This is a genomic window from Microtetraspora niveoalba (assembly GCF_001570405.1).
Taxonomy (GTDB): Bacteria; Actinomycetota; Actinomycetes; order Streptosporangiales; family Streptosporangiaceae; genus Microtetraspora; species Microtetraspora niveoalba.
In genome coordinates this window covers 100,217-120,963 of record NZ_BBYM01000008.1, presented here as the reverse complement: position 1 = coordinate 120,963, position 20,747 = coordinate 100,217, and the positions used below count along the sequence as shown (strand labels likewise).

General features: G+C 75.2%; 16 protein-coding genes. 4 read left to right on the top strand and 12 right to left on the bottom strand.

Translation table 11 applies throughout. The features are described from left to right. Positions 1–92 precede the first annotated feature (92 nt). The 3 genes from AWQ70_RS08460 to AWQ70_RS08450 all read left to right on the top strand — a co-directional run bounded on the left by AWQ70_RS08460 (position 93) and on the right by AWQ70_RS08450 (position 3,026). A complete protein-coding gene (locus AWQ70_RS08460; RefSeq protein WP_067172480.1) occupies positions 93–1,628 on the top strand; it encodes a DNA-3-methyladenine glycosylase 2 family protein in 1,536 nt (511 codons plus the stop codon). Between the two features lie 91 nt (positions 1,629–1,719). Next, positions 1,720–2,199, top strand: coding sequence for a methylated-DNA--[protein]-cysteine S-methyltransferase (locus AWQ70_RS08455; protein WP_245646846.1), 480 nt, complete (start codon positions 1,720–1,722; stop codon positions 2,197–2,199). Positions 2,200–2,321: 122 nt separating this feature from the next. Next, complete coding sequence (locus AWQ70_RS08450) at positions 2,322–3,026, top strand: NPCBM/NEW2 domain-containing protein (RefSeq protein ID WP_067172476.1); 705 nt, start codon at positions 2,322–2,324, stop codon at positions 3,024–3,026. On the opposite strand, the gene AWQ70_RS08445 is transcribed toward AWQ70_RS08450, so the two are convergent. The 12 genes from AWQ70_RS08445 to AWQ70_RS08390 form a co-directional block, all read right to left on the bottom strand. Beyond that, a complete protein-coding gene (locus AWQ70_RS08445) occupies positions 3,016–4,026 on the bottom strand; it encodes a hypothetical protein (RefSeq protein ID WP_067172474.1) in 1,011 nt (336 codons plus the stop codon). The two genes, AWQ70_RS08450 and AWQ70_RS08445, sit on opposite strands and share 11 nt — an antisense overlap. Before the next feature lie 88 nt (positions 4,027–4,114). After that, on the bottom strand, positions 4,115–4,807 hold the full coding sequence (locus tag AWQ70_RS08440) for a hypothetical protein (protein ID WP_067172472.1): 693 nt from the start codon (positions 4,805–4,807) through the stop codon (positions 4,115–4,117). A gap of 119 nt (positions 4,808–4,926) precedes the next feature. Then, positions 4,927–7,998 (bottom strand): AfsR/SARP family transcriptional regulator, encoded by a 3,072-nt coding sequence (locus AWQ70_RS08435; RefSeq protein WP_245646845.1) that lies wholly within the window; start codon positions 7,996–7,998, stop codon positions 4,927–4,929. A gap of 341 nt (positions 7,999–8,339) precedes the next feature. Further along, positions 8,340–8,888, bottom strand: coding sequence for a pilus assembly protein TadG-related protein (locus AWQ70_RS08430; RefSeq protein WP_245646844.1), 549 nt, complete (start codon positions 8,886–8,888; stop codon positions 8,340–8,342). Continuing rightward, complete coding sequence (locus AWQ70_RS08425; RefSeq protein ID WP_067172468.1) at positions 8,885–9,250, bottom strand: TadE/TadG family type IV pilus assembly protein; 366 nt, start codon at positions 9,248–9,250, stop codon at positions 8,885–8,887. The genes AWQ70_RS08430 and AWQ70_RS08425 overlap by 4 nt, the downstream gene beginning before the upstream one ends. Before the next feature lie 62 nt (positions 9,251–9,312). Then, a complete protein-coding gene (locus tag AWQ70_RS08420) occupies positions 9,313–9,696 on the bottom strand; it encodes a TadE/TadG family type IV pilus assembly protein (RefSeq protein WP_281196866.1) in 384 nt (127 codons plus the stop codon). A 125-nt stretch (positions 9,697–9,821) separates the two neighbouring features. Beyond that, positions 9,822–10,076 (bottom strand): hypothetical protein, encoded by a 255-nt coding sequence (locus AWQ70_RS08415; RefSeq protein WP_067172464.1) that lies wholly within the window; start codon positions 10,074–10,076, stop codon positions 9,822–9,824. Then, the gene (locus tag AWQ70_RS08410; protein WP_067172462.1) at positions 10,077–11,015 is read right to left on the bottom strand and encodes a type II secretion system F family protein; all 939 of its coding nucleotides are present in this window, start codon (positions 11,013–11,015) and stop codon (positions 10,077–10,079) included. After that, positions 11,012–11,965, bottom strand: coding sequence for a type II secretion system F family protein (locus AWQ70_RS08405; protein ID WP_157529948.1), 954 nt, complete (start codon positions 11,963–11,965; stop codon positions 11,012–11,014). Before AWQ70_RS08405 ends, AWQ70_RS08410 begins: the two co-directional genes overlap by 4 nt. After that, positions 11,965–13,284: a TadA family conjugal transfer-associated ATPase gene (locus AWQ70_RS08400; protein ID WP_067172725.1), complete on the bottom strand. Its 1,320-nt coding sequence runs from the start codon at positions 13,282–13,284 to the stop codon at positions 11,965–11,967. The genes AWQ70_RS08405 and AWQ70_RS08400 overlap by 1 nt, the downstream gene beginning before the upstream one ends. After that, positions 13,281–14,105 (bottom strand): CpaE/TadZ family protein, encoded by an 825-nt coding sequence (locus AWQ70_RS08395; RefSeq protein WP_245646843.1) that lies wholly within the window; start codon positions 14,103–14,105, stop codon positions 13,281–13,283. The genes AWQ70_RS08400 and AWQ70_RS08395 overlap by 4 nt, the downstream gene beginning before the upstream one ends. A 1-nt stretch (position 14,106) precedes the next feature. After that, a complete protein-coding gene (locus AWQ70_RS08390) occupies positions 14,107–14,793 on the bottom strand; it encodes a hypothetical protein (protein ID WP_067172460.1) in 687 nt (228 codons plus the stop codon). A gap of 697 nt (positions 14,794–15,490) precedes the next feature. On the opposite strand from AWQ70_RS08390, the gene AWQ70_RS08385 reads away from it, so the two are divergent. After that, on the top strand, positions 15,491–20,611 hold the full coding sequence (locus AWQ70_RS08385) for an FtsK/SpoIIIE domain-containing protein (protein WP_067172458.1): 5,121 nt from the start codon (positions 15,491–15,493) through the stop codon (positions 20,609–20,611). The last annotated feature ends 136 nt before the right edge of the window (positions 20,612–20,747 follow it).

The following is a 20,747-nucleotide window of genomic DNA, read 5'->3' as shown; positions in this document are numbered from 1 at the left end:
CGCGAGAGGCCGGTCACGGTCATGACCGGCCTCGACGGTGAGGTCCGATTTCCGCCGGTCCACAGTGGCGGACAGGGCATACGGTCGAAGACGTGAGCACGCGACAGCTTGACTTCGACTCGTGCTACGCGGCGGTCTCCGCCCGTGACTCCCGCTTCGACGGGCGTTTCTACACGGCGGTCACCTCCACGGGCATCTACTGCCGGCCGGTCTGCCCGGCCCGCACCCCGGCGCGCAAGAACGTCCGGTTCTACCGGCACGCGGCCGGAGCCGAGGCGGCGGGGTTCCGGCCCTGCCGCCGGTGCCGTCCCGAGCTGAGCCCGGGCGCCCCCGGCTGGGACGTACGAGCGGACCTCGTCGGGCGGGCGCTCCGCCTCATCGGCGACGGCGAGGCCGACGACCACGGCGTCGGCGGCCTCGCGCGGCGGCTCAACGTCACCGAACGCCACCTGCACCGGCTGTTCGTCGCCGAGCTGGGGACCGGGCCGCTCGCCGTCGCCAGGACCAGGCGGCTGCTGCTGGCCAAGCAGCTGCTCACCGAGACCCGCCTGTCCATCACGGACGTCGCGTTCGCGGCGGGGTTCGGCAGCGTCCGCCAGTTCAACGCCGCCATGAAGGAGTCGTACGGCTTCGCCCCCGGCGACCTCAGGAAGGCCAACGGGCCGCTGAGCGGCGGGGCGTCGCCGCACCTGTTCCCCCACGGACTCACCCTGCGGCTGCACTACCGTCCTCCGTACGACGCGGCGCCGATGTTCCGGTATCTCGCCGCCCGCGCCATCCCGGGCACCGAGTCCGTCACCCTCCCGGAGCCGCCGGAGCAGGGCGCCGGCGGGCCGGACGGGCGTTCGCCCGGCGAGGCGACCTACCTGCGGGCCGTCCCCGGCGGGTGGATCACGCTCGTGCCCATGGCCGACCACATCCGGCTCACCGTGCGTACGGACGACACCCGGCGGCTCGCCCGGTTCGTGGCGCGCTGCCGCCGCCTGCTCGACCTGGACGCCGACCCCGAGCCGATCGCCTCGGCGCTCGGCGCCACGTCCCTCGCCCCGCTGGTCGCGGAGCGTCCCGGCCTGCGGGTGCCCGGCGCGTTCGACGGCTTCGAGCTGGCCGTACGCGCGGTCGTGGGGCAGCAGATCTCCGTCGCGGGGGCGAGGACCCTGCTGGGTCGGATCGCGGCCCGGGCGGGCACGGTCGTCGACGTGGCGGCGCCGGACCGGGACGGCCGGGAGACCGCGGCGGTGACGACGCTCTTCCCCACGGCCGACCGGCTCGCCGGGGCGGACCTCACCGGCATCGGCCTCACCGATCGCAGGGTCGCCACGCTGCGCGCCCTCGCCGAGGCCGTCGCCGAGGGGCGGATCGACCTCGACGGCGCCGAGGACGTGCCCGAGACCACGGCCAAGCTGCTGGAGATCCCGGGGATCGGGCCGTGGACCGCGAGCTACGTCGCGCTGCGCGCGCTCGGCGACCCGGACGCGTGGCCGGGCGGCGACCTGGTGCTGAAGAAGACCATGCAGTGCCTCGGCATCCCGGCCGAGCACGCCGAGCGGTGGCGGCCCTGGAGGGCGTACGCGGCGCTCCACCTGTGGAGCTCGTCCGCGCCCCCGGCCGCCGCCTGCGCCATCTGAAGAACATCTGAAGAACATCGGACAGGAACGCCAGACAGGAGGGAGCGGCGGGCCGCCTGCGCCCGCCGCGATCGACATGATCGTTGCTCAGGTGCTGCCCACCCCCGTGGGCCCGGTGAGCGTACTCGCGCGGGACGGCGTCGTCGTGGCGGCCGGGTTCTGCGCGGACCCGAAGGAGCAGTTCGACCGCCTCCCGGCGGCGCTGCGCGAGCTGCCGCTGGTCGAGGGCGACCTCGGCGACGCCGCCCAGGCCGTACGCGACTATCTGGACGGCGAGCTCGACGCCCTGGACCGGGTCCCGGTGACACAGCCGGGGACGCCGACCCGGCAGCGGCTCTACACGGCGCTGCGCAGCGTACCGGCCGGCACCACCGTGTCGTACGGGACGCTGGCGGAGATGGCGGGGCTGCCGAGGACGGCGGCCAGGGCGGCGGGCTCGGCGTGCGCGCAGAACCTGATCGCGCCGTTCGTCCCGTGCCACCGGGTCCTGCCGACGACGGGCGGGTTCGGCGGCTACTACTACGGGGTCCCGGTGAAGGAGTGGCTGCTCGCCCACGAGCGCCGAGGATGATCGGCTCCAGCGGAACTCAGCCGAGATCCGCCGAGATCACAGGACAATGAACACAGGTCCGTCCTGACCGTCTTGTCGATACCGTCTGTCAGGTGCGGAGACACGAACCATCCCCGGTCCCCATGGACGAAACGCGCGAGTCCTCCACGGGGACCGATTCCACCGTGAAGGTGGCGATCATCACCGCTGTCGGCACACTCGGTGCCGCATTCCTCGGCGGTGTGTTCTCGGTCCTCACCGGCTATCTCCAGATCAACCCTTCGGGCGGCGATCCGACGCCCGCCGCCACCGCCACCGTGACGGTCACCGCGACCGTCACGGCGGGCGCCGCGGCCCCGGGTCCGTCCTCGGAGCCCACGCGGCCGGAACCCGACACGTCATCCGACTCCCCACCCCCCGGTGAGTCGCGTCTCCACCTGGCCGACCTCACGCCGGTCGGATCCGCCTGGCTGCAGGGCACGTACGCGCTGGCCTCCAAGAGCCACGAGAAGAGCCTCGCGGTGGAGGGCGTGAGCTGCGGTCTCCCCACGCAAACCCGTTACCACCTCGACAAGCCGTACTCGCGCTTCCGGGCCACGGTCGGGGTGAGTGACGAGGTGATCGGATCCGCGCGAACCGGCACCGTCGATTTCCGCGTGTACGCGGACAGGGACCAGGACGACCGCGCGGACTCCGATGAGCAGATCGGGGCACGGGCCGCGCAGTACGCGCAGCCGAACACGATCGACATTGCGCTCGACGACACCCAGACGTTGATCCTCGAGGTCCTGGCGAACGGGTGCTCCCGGCCGACCGCGGTCTGGGGGGACCCCCACCTCATCCCGTGACGACGGACTGGACCTCGCCGACGGGCACGTCCCTGGTGACGGCGGCCCGCAGCGGGGCGTACGCGATGGGGGCGCCTCCCTGGCCGACCGCGCCGGTCACCGGCCACACGGCGGTGACGGTCATCGTGTAGACCTGGCGCGGCAGGTCGATCGAGGCTCTCAGGTAGCGGACGCCGCAGGTGAAGTCGCCGCCCTTGGCGTACGGGCGCCCGGTGGGGCCGCAGTCGTCGCGGACCTCGGCGCGGTCGGACGCGGTGCCCGAGTCGATCTCGATGTTCTTGAGCGTGGCCGTCACCGTCGCGCTCATCACGCCGGGCAGGGTGGCGGTGACGGTGCGGGTCACCGGCCCGGCGCCCTCCAGCCAGACCCAGGTGGGCAGGTTGACGAAGCTCTTCGCGTCCGGGCTCAGCTTGATCTTCGGCTCGGGCACGGTCAGCGCGGCCCTGGCGATCTGCAGCAACTCCTCGGGGGTGATGCCCGCCGGAGGGGTCTGGCCGTCCGCGACCCACACGGCGGGGGCCAGGGAGGCCACGCAGGCCACGCCGCTCTGGTCGCCGGCGTTGTAGGCGGCGCGCCACCAGCGGCCCTCCTGCCCGAGTTTGTCCCGGTACTGCCGGAGAAGGTCGTCGACCGTACCGCCGGAGACGTTGAGATCGGGGTCCGCCCCGAGGGCGTGACGCAGGGACTCGTCCTCCGCGCGCACCATCTCCTCGGCGTTCTTGTACGGCTCGTACCAGCAGGGGCGCGGCATCCGGTAGCCGTCGCCCTTCGCCCCCTTGCCTCCGAGGCCGTTGCCGGAAAGCACGATGGAGGAGTTCGCCAGCCGCACCCCCGCGGTGCGGCCCTCCTGGAACCCCTCGGCGGTCGGATTGCCCGTCCCCGGCTTCGGGTCCGCCGCCGCGGACGCGAGCGGGCCCCCGGCGGCGGTGACGGTCACGGCCACCGTCGCGCACAGGGCCAGGACGCGGGGCGAGCGCAGCGGCGCGAACGGGGATCTCATCCGGCGCACCCCCTCGTGGGCTCGGCCAAGGCGCCCACCACCCCACCGGACGAGGCTCGCGAAGGCGAACGGAGGGCATCGAGGTCGTTCATCGGGCGCACCTCTTGGCGGACGCGGACGGATAGGTGGCGATGCGGAACGTCCGGACCCGCCAGACTCCCTGCTCGTCCCGGCCGACCGCCGCGACCCACAGGTAGGTCGAGAGCGGCGGGCGGGTCCAGCCCGGCTGGTCGGCGACCGGGTTCCCCTCCTGGTCGGTCATCCGGACGCCGGACTCGTCCACGCAGCCGAGCACCTGAACGCCCATCCGGTCGCCGATCTCGACCTTCGAGTCGACCCGCAGCGCGTACAGCCGGGCCACGCCGCGGGCGGACATCCTCCGGTCGAGGAACGAACGCAGGCGGGTCGCGGCGTCGCGGAGGGCCGTCTCCTCCACGGTGTGGACATAGGCGGTGTCCCGCCCGCCGCTGGTGACGGCCCGCCAGGTGGCCGTGTAGCTCTCCGCGTACATGCGGACTCCTCCGACGACGTCGGCGTCCAGCCCCGAGGGCCACTCGATCTCGACGCGCAGCCCGTCCCCGGCGGAGACCCGCTCGACGCCCGGGGTGATGGACGGCTCGGGCGTCCCACGTACGGCGCCGGGGGTGCTCTCGGCGGCCGTCGCGGCGGGACCGCCCGCGGGCTCGAACCGCGGCTCGGCGCGGGACGGCGCGCAGGCGGCGGCCATGAGGCAGCCGGCCAGCGCGGCGGCGGCGAACCGGACGTCACGATGAACGCGCACCGCCGACCTCCCTCTGACGAATCCTGAAACAGCCGGAATGTTCAACCCCGGCGCTCCCGCCCTCGCCGATCCCGCCGGTCCCGCCCCGGTGCGCCGCTGTCGATCCCATCCGGCCGCCGTCACGCGAGACGCGGGGAGCCGAGGCCGGCGGCGTCCCCGCGCCATTCGGGGAGCAGCTCATCGATCAGCGCCTCCGTTTCGGGAGCCATGCCGCCCCCGTAGGGATGGGACGTCGCCCTCCGGCGCAGGCCGTCGGCCACGGCCCGCAGCCGGGCGCGGTCGCCGGTCGCGTGCGCGGCCCGCAGCAGGTCACGCCACAGGCCCTCGTCGTCGGCCGCGAGGAGCAGCCCGGCCCGGGCCGCCGCGACCGCCGCCTCCGCCTCGCCCCGGGCCAGCCTCAGCTCGCAGAGGCGGTGCGCGGCGTCCGCCACGCTCGCCGTGACGTCGTACTCCAGGGAGTCGGCGGCGAGCCAGGCGTACCGGCCCGCCGGACGGCCGCTCAGCAACGGCCCGCGCACCAGCCCCACCGCCTTCTCCAGGAGGAGGACCTCCGCCTCCGGATGCTGGTCACGGGACCGGCGGACCAGCTCCTGGAACAGATGCCAGTCACTCCTGATCTCGGGTCCGAGCCGCAGCCGTCCCGACTCGTCCGGCTCGACGTGGGGGCGGCCCTCGGCGTCGGCGCCGAGCCACTCGACCACGCGCGCCACGGCGGCGTCGCGGACGGCCGCCTGCACGCCGCGCGGCCACAGGACGCCGCCGAGCACGACCGGGTGGACTCCCGCCGGGTGCGTGGCCAGGTAGACGACCATCTCGTGGGCGAGCGCCGTCCTGCCCTCCTCCAGCGGGGGCACCGGGCCGATCTCGATCGGCCCGAGGATCCGGACCTCGATCGACGGGGGCTCGTCGGGCACCCGCACCTCGGGCTCGGGAAGCGGCTCCCCCTCGGTGCGCTGCGCCGTACGGAACAGGTCGACGACGGCCGCGTAGTGGCGGCGCGGGAGAAGCTGGGCGTCGACCTCGAACCCCAGGGCGTCGATCCTGGCGCGGTCGTCGTCGGTGATCTCCCAGGTCCAGGTCGCGTACGGCATGCCGCCCGCCACGACGTACCCGGTGGCCGTTCGGGTCGCCTTGCCGAGCAGGGCGAGGCGGCGCGCCTCGTCCTCGTCCGGCCGGATCGCCGAGAGCAGGTAGTGCGGCGTCCAGGCGGGATCGGCCACCCGGGAATGGATCCGCCCGGTGAGGACGTCTCCGGTCTGCCGCGCGGCGCGCTCCTCCAGCTCGGGCAGGACCTCGGCGAGGCCGCCCGCGACGCGGATCCGGTCGGGCGCGATCAGGGCGAGCTCCTCGCCGAACCCGACGAGGGTGAGCCGCATGTGGTCCGACCAGCGGTTGGTGGCCAGCTCGACGGCGAGCGCGGACATGGCCGCGACGGTCCGCGCCCCCTCCATCGCGACGACGCCCTGCGCGGCCTCCAGGTCGACGAGCACCCTGCCGCCGTCGGCGGTGCCCAGCGAGACGAGCCCCGGATAGGGCGCGGGCACCCCGGCGAGGTCCCCCTCGTCGATCCGGCGGCCGTCGTGCGCGTGGAGCCGCCAGACCTGCCCGCCGTCGCACGCCTCCCAGGGGGCGGGCGCGTCCATGTCGGCGGGGTGGATCCACAGGTCCAGCCCCCTGCTGGACAGGTGGACCGCGTAGATCGTCGGCGGGCGCCTGCCCTGCTCCGCGAGCAGCCCGCCCAGGAGGCGCAGGCCGAGGTCGAGCATCCGGCTGCCCGGCGCGTCGGCTCCGAGGCGGATCGCGACCTCGGCCCGCGCGGCGTCCCCTCGGGGCGGGACGACCCTACGGCCGAAGGCGCGCCGCCAGAGCTGCTCCCTGCGCCGGCGGCCGAGCAGGGCGAGCAGTCCCGCCGCCGCCAGCGACGCGGCGGCGAGACAGTCCACCAGGTCGAGACCGGCGTCGTCCTCCTGCGCGTGGCGTCCGGACAGGGACGGCTCCCGGCCGCCGGGCTCGGAGCGCTCCCGGCCCGGGCGGGAGGGCTCGCCGCGGGAGGCCGCGTCGCCTTCGGCGTCGCCCGTCCTGCCGTTCTCCTTGCCGTCTTCCGTGCCGTCTTCCGCCGCGGGCCGTTCGGGCTCCGCGCGCCTCTCGCGGGACGGGTCCGACACTTCCGACGGCCGGTCCGATCGCGGGTGCTCCGCGGTGGTTTCGCCGGGTCGTTCGGGGAGGGCGGGCGGCGGCAACCGGAAATCGTCCTTTCCCGACGCCGCGTCACCGCCCGCGTCCCTCCCGGTCTCCCCGTACGGGTCACGGCCGGCGGCGCCGCGGTCCAGGTCGTCGCTCAGGTCGCCGCTCGTGTCGGACGGCATCAGGGGGTGGTGTTCCAGGGTGACCGGCCGGTCCTCGTCCACCGGGACGACCAGGACGTTCCGCGCGTCGTCCGGCATGTCGAGGACCCATCCGGGCCTGATCAGGTCGGCCATCCGCAACCGGCTGCCGTCGGGCTGCTGCTTGTGCTGGTTCAGCCGGAAGATCTCGGGATAGCGGCGGCCGTCCCCGAGGCATTTGTCGGCGATCTCCCACAGGCTCTCGTGGTGCCGCCCGTGGGGCGGCTGCACGACGTAGACCTTCTTCACCTCGCGGGCCTGAAGCGGCGGGCGGTCGCCGGGCGTGACGACGGGCGCCGACAGCGTGGCCGCCTGCGGGCGGATCGACGGGGGCGCGCCCGCTCCCGTCACGGGCCCGAGCACGGGGGCGGCCACCGCGGCCGCCGTGAACAGCAGCAACACCGCCGAGACGAGCCGGTTGGCGAGCGCCTGGGTGCCGCCGGACAGGGGCACCCGCGCGGGCATCCCCACCCGGCGGATCCCGGCGTACACCTCCACGGTCACGCAGACGAAAAGCTGCAGCCAGGCCAGCCACACCAGCAGGACGAGGATCGCGATGACCGTCTCGGGGCCGACGTCGCTCGTGAGCAGGTCGAGGTCGCGCAGCTCGGGCCGCAGCGGCGGCCCGGCCAGCCGGATCAGCGCGTACGGCACACCGCCCACGAGGGCGACGAGGGCCAGCAGAGCCGCGATCCCGGCGAGGACGTCGCGCGGCGTCCGTCGCGGCGGGATGCGGACGGGACGCCGGGAGGCGGCCCGGCGTCCCGGCCGCCGATGCTGGTGGGAGTCGGGACGCCGGAACGCCACGGGCCTCCCCTGCCCACGGTCCGCTGATCGCGCGGACCACTCCCGATCCTCACTCGACGGCCGGGCGGATCGCTCCGCCTCACCGCCCGTTGACCGCGTGGACCGCTCCCGGTCGCCACCGGGTGACGGTGTGGGCCGTTCCCGGTCGCCGGCGGGCGGACGGGTGGACCGGCTCTCGGGCGGCGCGGGATCGCGGGAGGGTGGGAACGCGGGCGGCAGAGGCGTCCGCTGCCCCGGCGAACGGCCGCCGCCGGGAGGCCGCCCCCCGTGTGGCGGGCGGCCCGCTCCCCTGGGGCGGCCCGGCGAGTCCGAGCCGCGCGGCCATGAGTTGCCGTCACCTGTCATACGTCCCCCGCGTCCCCCACGTCCGGCCCGGCGGTGGCGGTGGCCGCCGCCTCCGAGCCGCCGAATCCGAGCATCGACAGGAAGACGGCGTCCCAGCGGACGCCGACCTCGACGGTCACCTCCGCCTGCCCTCCGCCGATCTCGCACCGCCTCATCCGTACGCCCCGGTCGTCGTGGGCCGCCACGATCTCGCGCGCCCGGCCGCACACTACGCCCTCGTCGGAGAGCAGCCGGACCCGGCCGTCGGCCCGCAGCGCCTCCACGTCGATCTGGTCGGCCGCCGCACGGGCCCCCTGCTCCGCCACGTCGGCCGCCCTGAGGCGGGCGTTCATGGCCGCTCCGCCGTCCACGAGCAGCCCCGCGAGCAGGAACACGGCCACGGAGAAGACGACCACGAAGACCGACATCGACCCCCGGTCGCCCGGCCCCCGGCCTCGCGCCCCTCTCGCGACCGCCGGACCGGTCCCGGCGTGTACGGACGTCCCGCCCGGCCGGGGCCCCGACCGCCCGATGGCGTCCGCCCCGGACCGCGCACGGGTGCTCATTCCACCCTCCGGAACTGCTCCAGCGGAGCGACGGAGGTCCCCTTCATCCGCCGGGACGCGCCGAAGCCGAGGAAGTCGAGGTCCAGCTCGCACATCACGGCGACGTGGACGACTCCGCCTTCCTCCCACTCCGTGCCCGCCAGGCCGACCTGGGGGTCGCACTCGCCGGAGAGCACGGCCGCGGCGGTCTCGGCCGCCGCCGACTCGGCCTCGGCCCGGGTCCGCTGTACGGAGGCGGCGCGGGCCGCGTCCCTGGCCGCGCCGTTGACCTCCCCCTGCGCCTCGACGATCCGGCCCGCCCCCACCACGAACATGAGGAAGAGCAGGAGGACGGGCGCGAGCATCACGGTCTCCGCCGTCATCGACCCGGTGTCCGGGGGGCGGCGGCGGGCCGCGCGGGGAGGCGGAAGCCGTACGGGCCGGGTCACTGGCAGCCGTCCGAACCGTCGTCGGGGCGGAAGCACTCGACCGGGCCGCCGAAGCTCGCCGTCACGGTGAAGGCCAGCTCGGGCAGCAGCGGCACCACCTGTACGGCGCTGCCGGTGACCTCCACGCCGCGCTGGTCGCCACGCTCCCAGGCACGTGCCGTCGCGCCCTGGAGGACGCGGGGCCCGACGGCCCGCACGATCTGCTCGGCCTTGGCCTCGGCGTCGCCCTGCCAGCTTTCCGACGTCCCGGCGGCGCGGGCTATCCTGGCCCCTTCCCTGGCCGCGGCGTCGGCCACCTGCCGCCCGTGGAACCAGAGCGCGACCTGCACGACCAGCAGCACCACGGCCAGCACGACCGGCATGATCATGGCCAGCTCGATGACCGTCGCCCCGCGCTCGCCCCCATGGCCGCCATGCGGGCGGCGCCGGGCGCGCCGTGGCGAAGGCGTGGAGCGGGCCGCGCGCGCGGGCGGCGTCCTTCCGGCACGAGCACGGGCGTCGCCCGTCACTGGTCGCCTCCGGTGAAGACGCCTCCCCCGTCGCCGCCACCGCCACCACCGCCACCGCCACCTCCGAAGTTGGAGGTGATGTCGGCCTCCCTCTGGGAGACCAGGTTCTTGATGAGGGTGGCCAGGCCGAGGGCGACCCCGGCGATGATCGCCGTGATGATCACCCATTCGACGGCCGAGGCCCCCTTGCTCGGCGCGTTACGGGCGCGCTCGATCCGCACGTGCAGCATCGCGATCAAATAGGTGAGCATCTACGCCCCCAACATCTTCATGGCCGCCGGGAAACTGAGAAAGACCACGAAACCGGCGCACAACAGGAGCTGGGCGACCAGCATCGACTGGGACCGCTCCCCCGCCTTGCCCTCGACCTCGGCGAGCTCCCGCCTCCGGAGCGTGGCGGCGCGCGCCGTGAGCGAGGAGCGGACCTTGGCGCCGTCGTCGGCGACCAGGCCGAGCGCGGCGGACAGGTCGCGCAGCTCGTCCACGTTGATCTCGTCGCCGAGCTGGCCGAGCGCCTGCCACGGCGTGATGCCGACGATGCGGGCGTTGCCGAGCGCCTCGCGGATGCGTTCCATCGCCCAGTTGGCGCCCGTACCGGGGGTCCCGCCGGGGCTGCCGACGGCGACCGCCATCATCAGCGCCTCGGGGACGCCGCGGCCGCCCGCGAGGTTCATCGCGACGAGGTCGAGGAACGCGCCGACCGCGTGCCGGAAGTCGCGGCGGCGCACCCCGGCGTCGCGCCGGATCTGCATGTCGGGCAGCAGGAAGAAGACCGCGGAGGCCGCCAGCGCGGACCAGAGCGGGATGCTCAGCGACAGGCCCCACCCCATCAGCGCGAGCCAGCCCACGAGGAGGGGGAACACCAGGAGCCCTGCCGCCGCGAGCAGGACCTTCGTCGCGAGGAAGCCCTCGAAGGACTTGCCGAGCAGCGCCAGGTCGGCGCGGACGGACCGCGCCTCCCACCCCCTGGCGGCGTAGAGGCGGGCGAGCCGCAGGCCGAGGTCGCGGCGGAACGCGCTGACGTGCTCGTCGGGGGCGATGAGCGGCGCCTTCTGCTGGGCCGCTCCGGCGCGGGCCAGGTCGAGGGCGGTCAGCCGGGCGAACAGGCCGGGCCGGGGCGGGAACAGCGCGCGGAAGAGCAGGAAGAGCCCCAGCCCCAGTACGGCTCCCGCCAGCGCGGGCTCGGTCATCGCACGCCTCCCGTCCGGAGCGGATGGTCGCCCCGCTCGTCCCCGTGGTCGTCCGCGTCCCGACCGCCGTCGCGCAGGCTGCCGCCCGTGGCCGACGCGTACGGCGCGAGGATCCGGGCGGGCTTGTCGAAGCGGGCCAGCCGGCGCATCCACGCGAACCCCGCGCCGAACAGTCCCGCGACCACGACGAGGACGGCCTGGCCGAGCAGGGTGCCGTACTCGGCGACGTACGAGCGGTTGAAGACCACCAGCGCGGCGGCGAAGGCGAGTGCCGTGCCGACCACGATCTGGACGCTCTTGCGGGTGGAGCGGCGCTCGGCCTCGACCCGGCGCCGCATGTCGAGCTCCTCGCGGGCGGACACGGCCAGCGCGGACAGCACGTCGCGCAGGCCGGGACCGCGCAGCCGCGAGTTGAGGATCAGCGCCGCGACGACGAGGTCGGCGGAGGGGTCGTCGAGCTCGTCGGCGAACAGGCGCAGCGCGTCGGCGAGCGGCATGCGGGAGTGCAGCCGGTCGACGAGGGCGAGCAGATGGGGCCGGAGCATGGGCGCGGCCGCCCGGATGGAGGAGGGGATGGCCTGTTCGAGCCCGGCCGCTCCGGCGATGGTGTCGCGCAGCGACTCGGTCCACGCGGCGAGCCCTTCGAGCCGCCGCATGGCCGCCCGCTCGTCGGCCGCCCCGCCGGTGAGGCCGCGCCAGGCGAGGACGAGGAGCACGGCGCCCACGCCCATGACCGGCCACCCCGTCACCAGCAGGACGACGACTCCGGTGATCACGGCGATGGCGGTGCGGGTGGAGAGGGTCCGGAGCAGCTCGCGGCGGGCCGCCTTCCGGTCGGGCCCGGCGGGCCGGGGGCGCAGGCCGTACAGGGCGAGGAAGAGGAGGAACAGGCCGCCGCCGGTCAGCGCCCCGGCCGTCAGCACCAGCGGATCGAGCAGTCCGGCGGGCATCAGCGCCACACCTCCCGGGTGGGGTCGTAGCCGTGCGCCGCCAACTCGTCCAGGCAGGAGATCGGGGCGTGCGGGACGACGCGGTCGCCGGCGGCGGTGAAGACCTCCGAGGACAACACCCGCCCGTCGCAGCCGGTGACCTCGCGGACGCTGGAGACGAAGCGCCGGAGCGTTCCGCCGCGGTGGTAGTCGTTGCGCTTCTCGATGAAGACGACGAAGTCGATCGCGCCCGCGATCAGCATGTGGGTCGCCTCGATGGGGAGCCGCTCGTCGGCCTGCAGCGCGTACGTCGCGATGCGGTTGAAGACCTCCATCGAGGAGTTGGCGTGGATCGTGGACAGCGAGCCGTCGTTGCCCTGCGTCATCGCGTTGAGCATGGTGACGATCTCGTCGCCGAGGACCTCACCGACGATCACGCGGGAAGGGTTCATGCGCAGCGACCGCCGAACCAGCTCGGCCATGGTGATCTCGCCCCGGCCCTCGGAGTTGGGCAGGCGCTGCTCGAACGCGACCACGTTGGGGTGCAGCTCGGGGAACTGGTCGAGGCCGAGTTCGAGCGCGCGCTCGACGGTGATGAGCCGCTCGCCGGTGGGGATCTCGTTGGCGAGGGCGCGCAGGAGGGTCGTCTTCCCCGCGTTCGTCGAGCCGGCGATCATGATGTTCTTGCGCGCGGCGACGGCGGCGGCGAGGAACCGGCCCAGCTCGGGGGCGAGCGTGCCGTTGCCCACCAGGTCGCTGAGGAACACCTTGCCGAGGCGGGCCCGGCGGATGGACACGGCGGGCCGTACGGTGACGTCCATGACGGCCGACAGGCGGGACCCGTCGGGCAGGCGCAGGTCGAGCTGCGGGTTCGCGGTGTCGAACGGCCGGGACGACAGGCCGGAGTACGCCGCGAGGATCTGGATGAGCTCGATCAGCTCCTCGTCGGAGTCGGCGACGGGCTCGTGGGCGACCTCCTGGCCGTCGGCGTAGCTCACGAACACCCGGTCGCAGCCGTTGATGTCGATGTTCTCGACCTCGGGGTCGTCGAGGAACGGCTGGAGGCGGCCGACGCCGAACAGCGCGGCGTGGATGCCGGCGGCGAGCGCCTCCTCCTCTTCGGCGCTGGGCGGGGTGCGGCCGACGCCGATCTCGCCCCTCGCGTACTCCTCCAGGACCTGGGCGATCAGGGCGCGGGCGAACTGCCGCTCGTCCTCGCCGCTCATCGGGGGGATGCCGCTCGCCTGGTCGAGCCGCCGCTGGTGGGCCAGCCGGTCGCCGACCTCCTGGCGGAAGCGCTTGACCAGCGCGTGGTCGACGCCAGCCCGTTGCCCGCTCATCGGCCCGCCCCGCTGCGGTCGGCTCCGCCGCGCTCCGGCCGCGCGTCCCGCTCCCGCGGATCCCACTGGTTGTCACGCGGGTCCCGGGGGTCCCGCGGGGCGAGCAGCGCGACCAGCCGTCCGGCGAGCTCGCGCGCGGTGCGGATCAGCAGGCTGCGGTCGAGCCGCCCGCCCCACTGGCCGCGCAGCAGCTCGGCGCCCTTGGGGTCGTGCGCGAGGCCGGCGACGAAGGCGACGTCCCACGGCGCGACGATGCGCCGGACCTCCTCGACCGAGGCGCGGTACGACCGGGGGTCGGCGATCACGACCACGACGGGCCGCCCGTCCATCAGGGCCAGCCGTTCGCGCAGGTGGGCGACGTGGTCGAGGCTCGGCCGGGTGAAGAGCACGACCTGGGCGGCCTCGGCGACGAGTTCGCCCATCTGCGGGTGCCCGCCGAGGCGGCCGCAGTCGGCGAGCACGTCGGCGTGCGGCAGCGCGGCCAGCGACCGGCCGAGCGGCCCCCACAACCAGGTCAGGCCCCCGGCCTGCTCACCGTGGGTCAGCCCGGTGAGGACGTCCAGGCCGCCGACGAGCTTCTGCGTGTGCTCCTGGATCTGGTCGGCGTGCAGCCCGCGCCTGGCGACGGCGCCCAGGCTGAGCAGGCCGCGTGCGGGGTTCAGCACGCCGCCGTCCTCGGCGGGCAGCCGGTAGGCGAGGTCGCCGCCGGACGGGTCGCACTCGGCCAGCAGCACCGGGCGCGGCCAGACCGCCCCGAGGGCGGTCGCCGCGGTCGTCACTCCGGGCGCCCCCTTGTCGGCGGCGAGGACGATGAGGGCCACGTCACCCGGCTCCCGGGAGCACGACCAGCGCGATCTCGCCGCTGGAGGCGTACGCGGCGACGGCGGGCGAGACGGACGCGTCCACGACCACCGAGACCAGGCCGCCGCCGGACCTCCCGGGGGCGCCGATGCTGTGGACGCGGGCGGCGGGCGCGAGCACCCGCTGCTCGGCCGCCCCCTTGCCGCTCGCCGGTACGTAGATCACCTGGACGACGTCGCCCTTGCCCATGCCGACCGGGGCCTGTCCGGCCCGGAGCGAGAGGCCCACGATGGCCTTGCCGGGGCCGAGCTCCTCGCTCGATTTCGTGACCATGGGGGTGGTCAGCAGCGTGCCGGGGAGCAGGGTGACGGCGGCGTAGGTCTTCACCACCTCGGCCCGGTAGCGCCAGGGAACGTAGTCGATGCCGGTGTCGGCGATCTCGACCTCCTTGATGGCGGAGGCCGGGACGAGCTGCCCCGCGCCCACCCGCTGCACGATGCCCACGGCCGAGACGCGGTCGCCGCTGCGCAGGACGAGGAGCGTGGTGGCCAGCGCCCCGCCGAGGATGAGGAGGACGGCGAGCGCGGCGAGCGCGGGCTTGCGCTCGCGCGGCGGCACGGGAAGCCCCCGCGAGGCCGGTCCGGACAGCCCGGGCCGCTCGTTCGCCGGTACGCGTCCGTCGGAGGCGGGCTTGTCGCTGATCCTCATGGGTGGGGGACTCCCAAGGACGATCGCTTCCGCTACTGAAATGAGGGCCGGATTAACGGTCGCGCCTTCATCCGCAGTATTGGTCAGTTCGAATTACAGAATTGACACCATTATGGACACCAACGCGCTGCCGTGTGGCCGGAAACCGGCCTTCCATGCTTATCCGTTAGGAATACCGGTGTCAATGCCCGATTGATCGATGCTTGTTTACCATTATCACTTTCCTGTGGTTGAATTTCGTGATAAGAAGCACTCTGTCCGCATAGATCGCATCGGTCCCACATGCCGGTACGCGCCTCGGCCGTACGGCGGGGAAAGGCGTCCGGTGTTTCCAGGGGAACGAGGAGATAACCGGGGACGGCCCCGCTACGTTGTCCTTGGCGCCCCGTCCTCGGCGGAGCCCTTTTCACGCGGCGCCGCCTCCGAGGGACACTCCCCGGGAAGGGGGCCCTTTCCGGTTCCGGAGCGCCGGCCGTCCGGCTCTACCGGGAGGGTGACACCGGCTCGTCGCAGGAGTTCCGGCAGGAGCGCCGCGCGGGAGTCGGCGGCGCCGTCACCGGATCCCGGCGGGGAGTCCCGGCTCGGGCCGCTCCCGCGATCTTCTCGGCCACGAGCCGGTCCGGCGGCGCCCTGAGCGAACGGGTGACGCGACGGCGACCCGCCTTCTCCCCGGAAGGCGGCCCTTGGGAGTCTGGGAATGCGGATCATGCTCACCGTCGTGGCCGAGCACGGCCACCGCGAGGTGATGGTCGAGGGCGACGAGTCCACCACGGTCGGGGCGCTGGCCGCCGCGCTCGCCGGGCCGCCCCGCCCGTCCAACGTCGTACGGCTGCCGCCCGCGCGAGCGCCGTACGACCTGGACCGGGGGCGGCGGCGCCGGGCCGAGGGGCCGAAGCTGTGGGTGGACGGGCGGCCGCTCGACCCCGCGGCGCGGGTCTTCGGGCTGCTCCGCGACGGCGACCTGGTCGCGCTCGACGGAAACGCGGCGGCGGCGACGATGGCCGAGGAGCCGGACGGCGTGATCGAGCTGCGGGTGGCCGGCGGCCCCGGCGCGGGTTCGGTCCATCGGCTCGGTCCCGGCCTCCACACCGTGGGATCCGACCCCGGGTGCGCGATCGCCGTTCCCGATCCGGCGCTGCCGCCGCACGCGGCGACGATCCGGGTCGCGCCGGACGGGGTCGGCGTCGAGCCCGCGTACCCCGCCGCCGGGCTCGAACTGGACGGCGAGCCCGTACGCGAGGCGACCCCGTGGGCCCGCCGCCGCACCCCGCCGGGCCCCGCGAAGGCGTACGGCCGGTCCACCCGGCGCGCCGCACGCAAAGCCGGGAAAGCGAAGGAAGCCGGAAACACCGGGGACGTTCGCGGGGACGGCCGCACCGGGAGATCGGGCAGAGCCGGTCGGACGGGCGACAGCGCGACAGAGCCCCGGGGCGGGAGAGGCCGCGGGGAACGAGCGGCGGGCGGGCGCGGGACGGCGGGCACGGGCGGCGGCGACGGGGAGGCACGATCGAGGGACGCCCGCCAGGCCCTCCTGACCTGCGGCGGCTCGGTGTTCTCCATCGGACCGGTCGAGCCGCCGGACGCCCACCTGGACGCGCTCCCCGACGGCGGGCTGGCCTACAACCGGCCGCCCCGGCTCCGCTCCCCCGAACGGCTCCGGCGGCTGGAGGTGCCCGCCGAGCCGAAACGCCCGGAGGGCGCCCGGCTGCACCTGCTGGCCGCGCTGCTGCCCGCGGTGTTCGGCGTGGGCATGGCCGTGGTGTTCCGCCAGGTGTACTTCCTGCTGATCGCGCTGATGAGCCCGTTGATCATGCTGGGCCAGTGGGCGAGCGACCGCAGGCACGGCAGGAAGAAGCACCGCCAGGCCGTCCGGGCGTACCGGGAGCGGCGCGCGGTGTTCGAGGCCGAGGTGGCGGAGGCGCGCGAGGAGGACGAGGCGGCCCGCAGGGACGCCGCCCCCGACCCCGCGGAGATCCTGCTGACCGCGACCGGGCCGCGCCGCCGCCTGTGGGAGCGGCGGCTGCACGACCACGACAGCCTGCGGCTCCGGGTCGGGCTGGCCGACCTCCCGGCCGACGTCGGGTTCGTCCCGGAGCGCGGGACACCCGCCGACGCCGAGCTGCCCGAGCCGCCGCTCTCCCGGAACGTGCCGGTCGCCCTCGCGATGCGCAGGCTCGGCGTGGCGGGCGTGACCGGCCCCAGGGAGGCGGCGCTCGGCTCCGCCCGCTGGCTGGTCGGGCAGGCGGCGGCCCTGCACAGCCCCAGGGACCTGGCCGTCGTCGTGCTCTGCGCGCACGCGGACGCCGCCGAACGGTGGGGCTGGGTCCGCTGGCTCCCGCACTGCGCCGCGGAGGGGGCCTCGGGCGGCCCTTCGGGGGCGGCCGGGGACGCCGCCCTCGCCCCCGGCTCGGTCGCCCTGGTCGGGGCCGACCCCGAGGCCGCCGCCCGCCGGGTCGCCGATCTCGCCGCGCTCATCGGCGAGCGGCTCGACCCGGCCGACCCCGCCGCGCCCGGCACCGGCTCGTACGGCCCCGGCTCGTACGGCACGGGCTCGCGCGGCGGGCCGCTGTCCGGCGGCCCGGCGGGCTGGGGCGACCTCGGCCGACCGGGGAGCGCCCGGCCGGAGGAGGCGGCCGAGCCCGCGTTCGCGACCTATGACGAGCGGCCCTGCGACGTGCTGGTCGTTCTCGACGGCGCCCAGGTGCTGCGCGGCCTGCCCGGGATGCCGCAGGTGCTCAGGCAGGGCCCCCGGGCCGGGGTCTACACCGTCGCGATCGACGACGACGAGCGGCTCCTGCCGGAGGAGTGCGCGACCGTCGTGTCCTGCGAGCCGGACGGCTCGCTGCGGTTGCGCGGCGGAGGGCTGGATGCGATCGGGCCGATCCGGGCCGACCGGGTGTCGGTGTCGTGGGCCGAGCGCCTGGGCCGGGCGCTGGCCCCCCTGCGCGACGTGAGCCGGGACGACCAGACGTCGGTGTTGCCGGAGTCGGTCCGGCTCCTCGACCTGGTCGACGCCGACGGCGTCGCGGGCCGGTGGGGCCGCTCCACCCGTGCCGTCATCGGCGTGGGCCCGGACGGGCCGTTCGAGATCGACATCAGCCGGGACGGCCCGCACGCGCTGATCGCGGGGACCACGGGCGCGGGCAAGTCGGAGCTGCTCCAGACGCTGATCTGCTCGCTGGCCGTCGCCAACCGGCCCGACGAGATGACGTTCGTGCTCATCGACTACAAGGGCGGAGCCGCGTTCAAGGAGTGCGTACGGCTGCCGCACACCGTGGGCATGGTGACCGACCTGGACGGCCACCTCACCCAGCGGGCCCTGGCGTCGCTCGCGGCCGAGATCCGGCGCAGGGAGCGGCTGCTCCTCGCCGCCGGGGCCAAGGACATCGAGGACTACCAGTCGTCGCGCGATGCGCCGCTGCCCCGGCTGGTGCTGGTCATCGACGAGTTCGCGGCGATGGTGTCCGAGCTGCCCGACTTCATGGACGGCCTGGTCGACATCGCGCGGCGCGGCCGTTCGCTCGGCATCCACCTGGTCCTCGCCACCCAGCGTCCCGGCGGGGTGGTGACCGCCGACATCCAGGCGAACACGTCGCTGCGGATCGCGCTGCGGGTGACCGACGCCCGCGAGTCCGCCGACGTGATCGACGCGCCCGACGCGGCGCACATCTCCAAGGCGACACCCGGGCGCTGCTACGTGCGGTCCGGCTCCGCCCAGCCGGTCGCCGTACAGGCGGCGCGGATCGGGGGGCGCACCCCCGACGGCCGTGACGGGGCCGGGAACGGGAACGGCGGCGCCCTCCGGGTGATCGACCTGCCGTGGCGGGCGCTCGGCCACCCACTGCCCGCCGCCGCCGAAGGCGCGGCGACGTCCGGCACCGACCTCGCGCTGCTGGTGGACGCGATCGACGCGGCGGCCAGGGGCATCCCGCGCCGACCGAGCCCGTGGCTGCCCCCGCTGCCGGAGACGGTGACGCTGTCGCCCGAGCGCGGCGTGGACGGGAGGCCGCCGGAGCCGGGCGGCGTCCCGTCGCTTCCCTTCGGGCTGACCGACCTGCCGTGGCGGCAGGCCAGGGGGCCGCTCGCCCTGGACCTGGAACGCGGCGGCCACCTGCTGATCGCCGGTACGGCGCGCAGCGGGCGCTCCACCGCCCTGCGCACGATCGCGGGGTCCGTCGCCGCGTGGGCCTCCCCGGAGGACGTCCACCTGCACGCGATCGACTGCGGCTCGGGGGCGCTGCTCCCGCTGGTCGGCCTGCCCCACTGCGGCGCGGTCGTCACCCGGGACCAGCTCGACCGGGTCGAGCGGCTGCTGTCCCGGCTGCGCGAGGAGGTGGGCCGCCGCCAGCAGCTCCTCGCCGAGGCCGGGTACGCGTCCCTGGCCGAGGCCCGGGCGGCCTTCGCCGCCGGCGGCGTTTCCGATGACATGTCCGGAGGCGTTTCCGGTGACATGTCCGGAGGCGCTTCCGGTGACATGTCCGGAGGCGCTTCCGGTGACATGCCCGGCGACATGTCCGTCGGCACGGGCGGGGGCGGCACGGGCGACCGGCCGAGCCGGGCCGGGGCCGCCGGATCTGGAGGAACCGCGCGGTTCGGCGGGGCGGCCGGGGCGACGCCGGTCGGCCGGCTCCCGTGGCTGGTGTTGCTGCTCGACCGGTGGGAGGGGTACGTCGCCGCGTTCGAGAACTACGACTACGGGCGGCTGCTCGACGCGCTGCTGCAACTGCTGCGGGAGGGCCCGGCCGTGGGGCTGCGCGCGGTCGTCACCTCCGACCGCTCGGGGCTGCTCGGCCAGATCTCGACGGTGTTCGACGAGCGGCTCGTGCTGCGCCTGGCCGACCCCGCCGACTACGGGCTGGCCGGGCTGCCGGTGAAGGACCTGCCGTCCTCCCTCCCGCCGGGCCGGGCGCTGTCCCTCGGCGAGCACGGGCTGGTGGAGAGCCAGATCGCGCTGCTCGCCGACGATCCGTCCGGTCCCGCGCAGGTGGCCGCCCTGCAGGCGCTGGCCCGTACGGCTCCCGCCCGGTTCGGCGGCGATCCGGAGCGGTGGGGCACGTGGGCGTGGCGGTCCGCGCCGCCGCTCCGCGTGGACGCGCTGCCGGTGCGCGTGACCGCCGCGCAGGCGGCGGAGCTGGCCCCGGCGTTCGAGGCGCCGTCGCCGCTGTGGGTGCTGCTCGGCGTGGGCGGGGACGCGCTCGAACCGCTGGGGCTGGACCTCCTCGCCCAGGGCCCGGGGGCCGTGGTCGGCGGCCCGGCCCGCTCCGGACGCTCGTCGTGCCTGGTCACGGCGGCCCGCTCGCTGACGGGGCGCGGAACGCCGGTGCTCGTGGTCACGCCCCGCCGCAGCCCGCTGCGGGAGATGAGCGGGGCTCCCGGTGTGCTCGCCGTACTGGACGGCAACGCCAGGAACGTGGCGGGAGGCGAGCCGGACGGGTTCGGAGGGCTGCCGGGCGCGCAGGATCCGCGGACCCTGCTGGAGGGCAGGCGGGAGTACGTGGTGATCGTGGACGACGCCGAGCTGATCTCTCCGGACTCGCCGCTCGGTCTGGCCCTGGAGGAGATCCTGCGCACCGCCAGGGACGGCGAGCACGCGCTGCTGATCGCGGGGGCGACGGGTGACCTGGCGACGGCCTACCGGGGGTTCACGGCGGAGGCGCGCAAGTCCAGGACCGGTCTGCTGCTGTCGGTGCAGAGCCCCGCCGACGGCGACCTCTTCGGCGTACGGCTGCCGCGCGGCGCGGTGGGCGGCCCGCCGGGGCGGGGCCTGCTGGTCACTTCGGGAACCGTGACCCCGATCCAGGCCGCGCTCCCCGCCTGACGGGGAACGCGCCGGATCGGACCCCGCGGAATGCCGGTCCGCCAAGACCGCTTGCGGATGAAACGGGGCCGGACAGGACAGGGACCAGGCGAGACAGGGCCTGGCCGGACAGGGGCCGGGCGGAACGGCGGCGGTG

Coding starts and splice junctions, on each gene's coding strand:
- AWQ70_RS08450 (WP_067172476.1), top strand. CDS start 2,322: ATGGACGAAACGCGCGAGTCCTCCACGGGGACCGATTCCACCGTGAAG.
- AWQ70_RS08445 (WP_067172474.1), bottom strand. CDS start 4,026: ATGAGATCCCCGTTCGCGCCGCTGCGCTCGCCCCGCGTCCTGGCCCTG.
- AWQ70_RS08430 (WP_245646844.1), bottom strand. CDS start 8,888: ATGAGCACCCGTGCGCGGTCCGGGGCGGACGCCATCGGGCGGTCGGGG.
- AWQ70_RS08425 (WP_067172468.1), bottom strand. CDS start 9,250: ATGACGGCGGAGACCGTGATGCTCGCGCCCGTCCTCCTGCTCTTCCTC.
- AWQ70_RS08415 (WP_067172464.1), bottom strand. CDS start 10,076: ATGCTCACCTATTTGATCGCGATGCTGCACGTGCGGATCGAGCGCGCC.
- AWQ70_RS08410 (WP_067172462.1), bottom strand. CDS start 11,015: ATGACCGAGCCCGCGCTGGCGGGAGCCGTACTGGGGCTGGGGCTCTTC.
- AWQ70_RS08405 (WP_157529948.1), bottom strand. CDS start 11,965: ATGCCCGCCGGACTGCTCGATCCGCTGGTGCTGACGGCCGGGGCGCTG.
- AWQ70_RS08400 (WP_067172725.1), bottom strand. CDS start 13,284: ATGAGCGGGCAACGGGCTGGCGTCGACCACGCGCTGGTCAAGCGCTTC.
- AWQ70_RS08390 (WP_067172460.1), bottom strand. CDS start 14,793: ATGAGGATCAGCGACAAGCCCGCCTCCGACGGACGCGTACCGGCGAAC.
- AWQ70_RS08385 (WP_067172458.1), top strand. CDS start 15,491: ATGCGGATCATGCTCACCGTCGTGGCCGAGCACGGCCACCGCGAGGTG.